Origin of the sequence: Marivita sp. (assembly GCF_017643905.1) — a bacterium.
In the GTDB taxonomy this organism is placed as follows: Bacteria; Pseudomonadota; Alphaproteobacteria; order Rhodobacterales; family Rhodobacteraceae; genus Marivita.
In genome coordinates this window covers 1-6,843 of record NZ_JAEPMO010000190.1, presented here as the reverse complement: position 1 = coordinate 6,843, position 6,843 = coordinate 1, and the positions used below count along the sequence as shown (strand labels likewise).

General features: G+C 65.3%; 5 protein-coding genes. 1 reads left to right on the top strand and 4 read right to left on the bottom strand.

What is annotated here, in order from left to right; translation table 11 throughout:
* Positions 1–550: toprim domain-containing protein (locus JJ869_RS20895; protein WP_292270341.1), on the bottom strand; the 550-nt coding region annotated here is incomplete at its 3' end.
* A gap of 530 nt (positions 551–1,080) precedes the next feature.
* On the opposite strand from JJ869_RS20895, the gene JJ869_RS20890 reads away from it, so the two are divergent.
* Entirely contained in the window at positions 1,081–2,475 is a 1,395-nt protein-coding gene (locus JJ869_RS20890) for an amidase family protein (RefSeq protein ID WP_292270339.1), read from the top strand.
* 14 nt (positions 2,476–2,489) lie between these two features.
* Here the strand turns inward: JJ869_RS20890 and JJ869_RS20885 are convergent, their stop codons facing one another.
* The 3 genes from JJ869_RS20885 to JJ869_RS20875 all read right to left on the bottom strand — a co-directional run.
* Positions 2,490–4,742 (bottom strand): molybdopterin-dependent oxidoreductase, encoded by a 2,253-nt coding sequence (locus JJ869_RS20885; protein WP_292270335.1) that lies wholly within the window; start codon positions 4,740–4,742, stop codon positions 2,490–2,492.
* Positions 4,732–6,123 (bottom strand): amidase, encoded by a 1,392-nt coding sequence (locus tag JJ869_RS20880; protein ID WP_292270333.1) that lies wholly within the window; start codon positions 6,121–6,123, stop codon positions 4,732–4,734. Before JJ869_RS20880 ends, JJ869_RS20885 begins: the two co-directional genes overlap by 11 nt.
* Positions 6,124–6,139: 16 nt before the next feature.
* Positions 6,140–6,843, bottom strand: a 704-nt coding sequence (locus JJ869_RS20875; protein WP_292270330.1) for an ATP-binding cassette domain-containing protein, incomplete at its 5' end; no start/stop codon positions are given.

The window sequence follows — 6,843 nt, the reverse complement described above, 5'->3', positions numbered from 1 at the left end:
CCCGCCCCACGCCGATTACGCCGCGCGAACCCCGGCCTAGTGTGACCGTGGCAGTGCGCGTCAGCGAAAGGTTGTAGAGCTGGTCAGCTTGCCGCCGCGCCACAGCGGCAGCGTATAGCCTCGCATAATCGCTGTTTGGACGTGCCTTGCGAAATGCCTCGCGGATCGTGCTTGGATCCTGGGCCGTGAAGATGACGCGGGCAACCTCACCGCGATAGTTGAAATGCTCGAGGATTTCCTGGCCGATGAGCTGACCCTCCCGGTCACAGTCCGTGGCTAACCACACCTTGCGCGCCGTGCGCAGGGCTTGTTGAATGGCTTTAAGTTTTGCAGCTTTGTTTCCGCCTTTGGCAGGCCGGGTGGCGTAGAGCTCTTGCGGCCGGAGAAGGATCGGCGCCCAGCGCTTCCAGCCTGGCACGACCTCTTCCGGCTCCTGCAGATCAAGGAGGTGCCCCTCCGCCGGCAGGATCTGTCCATAATTTGAGCCGATCGCAGCGCGCACATCCTTCGCCTGGCTCGACTTCTCCGTGATGACGATTTGCTCAACCACAACGCAGCTTCCTGTTTCACGATGCAAAGGCCACTATCAGAACGTAATAAGAACATCAGTAGGGTGCAACACTTGTGAAATGTGACCACAGCAGCACCAAATCGTTGGCTGGAGGGCTGATGAGCCTGCGAGCTTGAAGAATGCGTGTTCGTGTGTTGGTCAGCCGCTAAACGCGCTTTGGCGCCGTGAACGGCCCTAACCTGCCGTTCAAACACTGCGCAGCTAAAGGCGGCTTCGAGCCCAAACTACATGATGCTGCAGAAGGCACCAATGTCTGAATGCAGGTGCGAAGCGGTCATTCGAGAGTGGGTTTGCGTCGGTACGGTGATGGATGATGGCGATTTGAACATGAACTCAAAGAGTTACGGGGTGCCGTGTGCGATTTGTGTTCGTTTTTCGATCGCGTGATGTCGTGCCGCCGCTCTTTCCGGGACGCGTTCGAGTTGGCCTGATACCACCAAAGGCGTTGCGTTTCCCAATGCCCACGTGAAGATGGGGCACGACAAAAAATCCAAATTCGAGGGCCGCCCATGACCGAACTTTTCCAGCTTTCCGCGACGCAGATCGTCGAGGGCGTACGTGCACGCCGGTTCTCAGCCCGCGACGTGACCGAGGCGCATCTCGCGCGCATCGACCGTGCCAATCCCGGCATACGGGCAATCGTGCAGGACGGGCGCGACGGTGCTCTTATGGCCGCGCAGGAGATCGATGCGCGGATCGCAAGGGACGAGGCGCTCGGGCCTCTGGCCGGGGTGCCCACGACGATCAAGGTCAACGCGGATCAGGCGGGCTTCGCGACCAGCAACGGTCTGCACCTGCTGAAAGACAACATCGCAGCACAGGACAGCCCCGTCGTCGCCAGTATGCGTGGGGCTGATGCGGTTTTCGTGGGGCGGACGAATACACCCGCCTTTTCTATGCGCTGGTTCACGAATAACAGGGTTTACGGCCAGACGCTGAACCCGCGCGCTTCCGAGCTGACGCCGGGCGGTTCGTCAGGTGGAGCGGCCGCCGCGGTGGCCGCGGGACTGTGCGCGGTGGCGCACGGCACCGATATCGCGGGATCGATCCGTTATCCGGCCTATGCCTGCGGGGTGCACGGATTGAGACCGAGCCTCGGTCGCGTCCCTGCACTGAACACCACAGGGGGCGACCGGCTCATCGGGGCGCAGCTTATGGCCGTTTCCGGCCCGATTGCGCGGCGCATCTCGGACATCGCGCTCGCCTTCGGTGTGATGGCGACACCGGATGCACGAGATCCGTGGCATGTGTCGATGCCGCTTAACGGCCCGCCCTTCGCGCGGCAGGCTGCGCTGTGTATCGCACCAGACGGCATGACGGTCGCGCCGGACGTGCGAGATGCGCTAATCCGTGCGGCGCGGGCGCTGGAGGAGGCCGGATGGATGGTCGAGGAGGCGGCCTGCCCGCCAATGGCCGCGGCCGCCCGGATCAACGCGATTCTCTGGATGGCCGAATCTGCCCTGACGCTCGGTGACATGATCCAGGAGGAGGGCGACCAGGATGCGCAATTCGTCTATCGCTTGATGAGCCGCGAAATCGGCCCGCCGGAGCTTGGTACGGTCATGGACGCGCTGAAGGAGCGTGCTGGGGTAATGCGGGAGTGGGATCTGTTCTTGCAAAGATATCCGCTGTTGCTGTGCCCGGTCTCTGGCGAACTTCCATTCGAACAGCAGAGTGATGTCCGCTCCGAGGAGGACTTTTTCCGCATCTACGCGGCGCAGCTTCCTCAGCGGTCCGTTCCCGTCCTCGGGCTCCCCGCGCTGGCGGTGGCGACGGGCATGGCGGGGCGTGCGCCTGTCGGGGTGCAACTTATGGCAGGACGCTTCCGCGAGGACATCCTGCTGAAAGCGGGTGCCGTGATCGAGGCTGCAGGACCCGCGCCGGAGGTTGCCGACCCACTCTGACGTGCCGGGGGTGCTCACGCGTCTATCCGGGCGACATCCACGAGCGCGGTATGTGCGCTGCATCCCTGGCCAAGCTGGGATGTGCCGACATCCTTTGTCAACACGTTCGGGTTGCCATCGGGATCGATGTTGCCGCCGGTATCGCCGAACCACGCGCCCGTGGGCAGGGCCACCACGCCGCGGGCGATGCCATCACTCACCGCCGCCCGCGCGCGGCAGGCACCGCGGGTGTTGAACACGCGCACCAGATCGCCGGCTACCACCCCGCGCGCCTCGGCATCGGCCGGGTGCATCTTCAGCGTGACCGGGCGTTGGCCGGGCATGTCCGCCAACGCGCTTTCCAACTGGCTGTGCAATTTGTCGGCCGGCTGCGGCGAGACCAGATGCAGCGGCGCCTGCACAGTCGCGGCGCCAAGCCATTCGGACGGCGGCAGCCAGACCGGGTGACCGGGGCAGTCGTCATAGCCAAAACTATCGATCGTCTCCGAAAAGATCTCGATCCGACCGGACAGCGTGGGCAGCGGTGCGGCATCGGGATCTGCGCGGAACCGGGTGAACAGTCCGGGGCGCCAGCCTTCCTCGCGGATTGGCAGGCGCACCCAGTTCTGAGACCGCAGCGTGTCCAGATCGGGCACCGTGACCCCTTTTTGCGCTGCGCGCTCCTGGTAGTCGGCATAAAGATGCACGATCCAGTCCGCCGCGCTGCGCCCTTCGGTAAAGGCCGGCCCCGCGCCCAGACGCTCCGCCAGCTCGGCAAAGACGGCATAATCGTCGCGCGCCTCCCCCACCGGTGGCACCAGCTGCGGCATATGGAAAAGATAGTCGTCAAGGTTGGAGCGGCCGATATCCTCACGCTCATAGGATGTCGTGATCGGGAAGACGATATCCGCGCGCTTCGCCGTCGCCGTCCACCACGGCTCGTTCACGATCACCGTTTCGGGACGCTGCCAAGCCTCGTGCAAGGCGTTGAGATCCTGATGGTGATGAAAGGGATTACCGCCCGCCCAATAGACCAGCCGGATGTCGGGGTAGCGCCGCTCGGCCCCGTTGAACGCATAGCTTCCGCCGGGATTGCGCAGCATGTCCCCCACCCGCGCGACGGGGATAAAGGTCTGCACCGGGTTTTGCCCCTGCGACAACGTCATCCCGGTCAGACCGATCAGCGATTTGCCGACCCCGCCAATCGCGCCGTAGCCAAACCCGATACCGCCCCCGGGCAGACCGATCTGGCCCAGCATCGCGGCCAGGACGACCGCCATCCAGTAGGGCTGCTCGCCATGCTCGGCCCGTTGCAGCGACCAGGCCACCGCGATCAGGGTGCGCGTCGCGGCCATGCGCCGGGCGAGGGCGATGATCACCTCGGGCGGCACACCGCAGAGCGGCGCGGCCCAGGCGGGTGTTTTGGCGGTGCCGTCGGTCTCACCCATCAGATAGGGGCGGAAGCGCGCGTAGCCCGCCGTGTAGCGCGCCAAGAAGGCCTGATCGGCCAGCCCTTCGGTTTCCAGCACATACGCCAGCGCCAGCATCAGCGCGGTGTCCGATCCCGGCCGCACGGGCAGCCAGATGCACCCCTCCGGCGCGTCGGAGCGCTGCGGCCCGATGTTGTAGCAGGCGGTGCCCTTGGCAATGATCTGTGACAGCCAGCCGCCCGTGTCATGCTCGGTAATGCCGCCCATGCTGACCTGCGCGTTCTTGGCGTTGACCCCGCCGAACATCACCAGCGTTTCGCTATGGTCGTGAATGGTTTGCCAGCCATCTTGCTGCACATAGCCGATATCGTGGAAATCCGCGCCAAGCACATGCGGGATGATCGCCTGCGCGCAGCCGGTAGAGTAGCTAGCGAACGAGCTGGTATAGCCGCCGATGCAGTTCAGGAACCGGTGCGCTTGGCTTTGCGCGTGGTGAAACCGCCCCGCTGAGGCCCAGCCGTAGGAGCCGCCATAGATCGCTTCGTTGCCATGGGTGCGGCGGATGCGGTCGATCTCGGCCGCGGCGATGTCCAGCGCTTCGTCCCACGGCAGTTCCACGAAATCGTCGCTGCCGCGCCCCGCCCGCTTGCGCCCCTTCAGCCAGCCCCGCCGGACCGACGGGCGCGCCACGCGCGTGTGGTGGTGCACCGCGGCAGGCAGCGCATCCGGGATAGACGAGGGCGCCGGGTCGGGTGCGAAGGGGCCGGTTGCAACGATCCGGTCGCCTTCCGTCACCACCTCGAATGCGCCCCAATGGCTGGTTGTCACTCTCTTCTGCCGCTGCCCGTTATCTGCCATCGGTGCCTCCATGGGTTCCGGCGGAGATGTCCGGCGCCGGGAAGGGACCGCGCTCCGCCTCGTAGGCGGCGCCAATTCTCATGACCATCGCCTCGTCATGGGGGCGACCCACGATTTGCAGGCTGGTGGGCAGGCCGTCTGCCGCCACGCCACTAGGCAGCGACAAGGCGCAGAGGCCGAACCAGTTGGCGAAGCGGGTGAAGACCGAAGGGGCGTCCGCCTCATCGATCTCGGTGACCGGCGGGGCCGTTTCGCGCGTGGTCGGCGTCACGATTGCGTCCAGCTCCGACATGAGCGTTAAGAATTTCGCCATTCCGGCCCGGCGTGTCGACTGCATGGACACGTAGTCAACGGCGGAGATCCCGCGTCCTACGAGCATCCGCATCCGACCGCCGGGGTCGAGCGGCAGGTCCGCGCGGTCATAGAGCGCGTGGTGATGGGCATAGGCTTCGGCGACGATGAAGCGGCCGCATTCGGCCGTCAGATCGGCGAGGCTTCGGGGCGTCTTGAACGGCACCAGAACGGCGCCGAGCCCTCTGAGCGTCTCCAGAGCCGCGCTGAAGGCCGCGCGGATTTCCGCCGTGCAGACCTCCAGCTCCACGTCGTCCGGCACGCCCAGACGCAGGCCTGCGATCTCGCGATTCCCCGTGATGCCGTCGTCTGGTGACCCATCCATTGCCGCAAACATCACGCGGGCATCGGCGACGGAGCGCGCGAGCGGACCCGGTGTATCGAGACTGTGCGACAAGGGCAGGATCCCGTCGATCGGCAGCCGACCCTCGGTGACCTTGAGGCCGGTGATGCCGCAATAGGCCGCCGGCAGCCGCACCGAACCGCCCGTATCGGTCCCTACACCGCAGACGGCCATGCCCGCCGCCACGGCGACACCCGTGCCCGAGGACGATCCCCCCGGAACGCGGTGGGTTTCCCTATCCCACGGGTTCCTTGGCGTTCCCATGTGCAGGTTGGTGCCCCAGCCGCCAAAGGCGCATTCTACCGTCTTGGTCTTGCCGAGCATGATCCCGCCCGCCGCAAAGAGCCTCTTGGTCAGCGTTCCCGTCTCGGGCGAGATCCTGTTCTCCATCGCCTTGGACCCGCCGGTCGTCACCCGGCCCTTGACATCGCAAATGTCCTTCAGCGCGAAGGGGATGCCTTGAAACGGCCCAAGATCGATGCCGGCTTCGAACATCCGGTCAGCCGCTTCTGCGAGCCGCATGGCATCCTCGGAATACACAGCCTGCCAAGCCCCGAGATGTCGGTCCAGCCGATTGAGGCGATCGAGATGGGCACCGACGACCCTGCTGGGCGTCACCTCGCCCGACCGATAGGCCCGAGCCAGATCAGTGAGCGTGGGGAACGGGGCGTCGGGATCCAGGTTCACGCCGAGAGGTCTCCGGTCATGTGGTCTGAGCAAGCATCGCGGGATCGTCCTTCAGGAACCAGTCCTTGCCCGGAACTGCGGAGAGCAATTCGCGCGTGTAGGCCTCTCGCGGCTGTGCAAAAAGCTCTGCCGTCGGTCCGATCTCGACCACGCGGCCACGCTGCATAACCGCGATCCGGTCGCAGACCTGCGCCGCGACGCGCAGGTCATGGGTGATGAAGATCATCGAGAGGTTCATCCGGTCGCGGATCTCGTCCAGAAGCCGCAGGATCTGCGCCTGGATGGAGACGTCGAGCGCCGAAACCGGCTCGTCGGCCACCAGGACCTGAGGCTCCAGCGCGAGCGCGCGGGCGATCCCGATCCTCTGCCGTTGCCCGCCGGAGAACTCATGCGGGAAACGGTCATAGGCCCCCTTGTCGAGCCCCACGATCTCAAGCAGATCGAGGGTCCTGGCCTTGGCTTCTTCGGTCGAGGCCCCGTACATCTCCGGCCCCTGAGCGATGATCCTGCCAACGCGGGTGCGCGGATTGAGCGAGGCGAACGGGTCCTGAAACACCATCTGGATCTTGGCGCGGTGTGGCCGCATCGCTGCGCGCCCGAGCGGACGCAAATCGACACCGTCGAGCAGGATCTCGCCCGCCTCGGCATCGTTCAGGCGCACGATGCAGCGCGCAACGGTGGACTTGCCCGATCCGCTTTCCCCCACGATTCCAAGCGTTT

Bases quoted from the DNA above. Each gene is read 5' to 3' on its own strand.
- JJ869_RS20885 (WP_292270335.1), bottom strand. From the start codon at position 4,742: ATGGCAGATAACGGGCAGCGGCAGAAGAGAGTGACAACCAGCCATTGG.
- JJ869_RS20890 (WP_292270339.1), top strand. From the start codon at position 1,081: ATGACCGAACTTTTCCAGCTTTCCGCGACGCAGATCGTCGAGGGCGTA.